Below are 1,436 nucleotides of genomic sequence, written 5' to 3' on the forward strand. Positions count from 1 at the left end.
GTCGCGGGCGGGTCCGCGGGGCCGCCGACGTCGGAGGCCGCCGGTAGCGTGGGCGCGTGACCATCCGGGGATTCCGCCAGCCGTCCGCCTCCGTCGCCGGCGGCGCGGAACCCGCCGTCGAGCTCGACCCGTCGCAGCGCGCCGTGCTGGAGCTGCCCGTCGGCACGAGCGCCGCGGTCATCGGCGCACCCGGATCGGGCCGCACGACCGTGCTGCGCGAGCTGGTGGCCGAGCGCATCCTCGCGCAGGGGCTCGACCCCGCCGAGGTCCTCGTGCTCGCGCCGTCCCGCGCCGCCGCCACCCGCCTCCGCGACGAGCTCGCCCTCCGGGTGGGCGTTCCCACGCTCGGGCCCCTCGCGCGCACCGCCACGTCGGTCGCCTTCGAGGTGCTCGCCCGCCGCGCCGCCGACACGGGCACCGAGCCGCCGCGGCTGCTCACGGGCGCCGAGCAGGACCAGATCATCGCGGACCTCCTCGCCGGGCACGAGGAGCTGGGCACCGGGCCCGCGTGGCCCGATCCGCTGGGCGCCGAGGTGCGTCGGCTGCGCGCGTTCCGCACCGAGCTGCGCGAGCTGCTGATGCGGGCGACGGAGGAGGGCGTCCGCCCGGACGCCCTCGCCGGGCTCGGACGGGTGCACGGCGTCCCCGAGTGGATCGCGGCGGCCGACTTCGCGCGCGAGTACGAGGACGTGGTCGACGCGTTCCGGGGGGACCACCTCGACAGCGCGGAGCTCCTCGCGGAGGCCGTGCTCGTGGTGTCGCGCGGGGAGGCGCTCACGGGGATCCGGCTGGTGGTCGTCGACGACCTCCACGAGGCGACGGTGGCCACGCTCTCCCTGCTGCGCGCGCTCGCGGCCCGCGGCGCCGACGTGGTCGCGTTCGGCGACCCCGACGTCGCGGCCGCCACCTTCCGCGGCGCCGAGTCCGCGGCGCTGGGACGGCTGTCCAGCGTCCTCGGCCTGCCCGACCTCCGCACCCTGGTCCTCGACCGCGTGCACCGGCAGCCGCCCGCGCTCCGCGCGCTCACCTCGGCCGTCACGGCGCGCATCGGCGCGGCGGGCGCCGGACGACAGCGGCAGGCGGCCTCGGCGCCCGGACGGGTGGACGGGCCGGACCCGATCCAGGTCATCGAGGCGCCGACACGCGCGATCGAGCTGGCGCGCCTCGCCCGTCGCCTGCGCGAGGAGCACCTGCTCGGCGGGGTGCCGTGGGCGCGCATGGTCGTGCTGGTGCGGTCCGGGTCCCTCGTGCCGCAGGTCGCCCGCAGCCTCGCGACCGCCGAGGTGCCCACGCGCACCGCGGTCGCCGGTCGTGCCCTGCGCGACGACCTCGCCGCCCTCGCGCTCATCGGCGGCGTCGACGTCGCCCTCGGGCGCGTGGCACTCACCCCCGAGGTCGCGTCGGCCCTCGCCACCGGCCCCCTCGGCGGACTCGAC

Annotated in this window: 1 protein-coding gene; it reads left to right on the forward strand. The window is 78.8% G+C overall.

The genetic code is table 11. The features are described 5' to 3' along the window. Positions 1-56 precede the first annotated feature (56 nt). On the forward strand, positions 57-1,436 hold a 1,380-nt coding region (locus Q6969_RS15580), incomplete at its 3' end, for a UvrD-helicase domain-containing protein (RefSeq protein WP_317231256.1).

This window comes from Clavibacter sp. MX14-G9D, assembly GCF_032917815.1.
Lineage (GTDB): Bacteria > Actinomycetota > Actinomycetes > Actinomycetales > Microbacteriaceae > Clavibacter > Clavibacter michiganensis_K.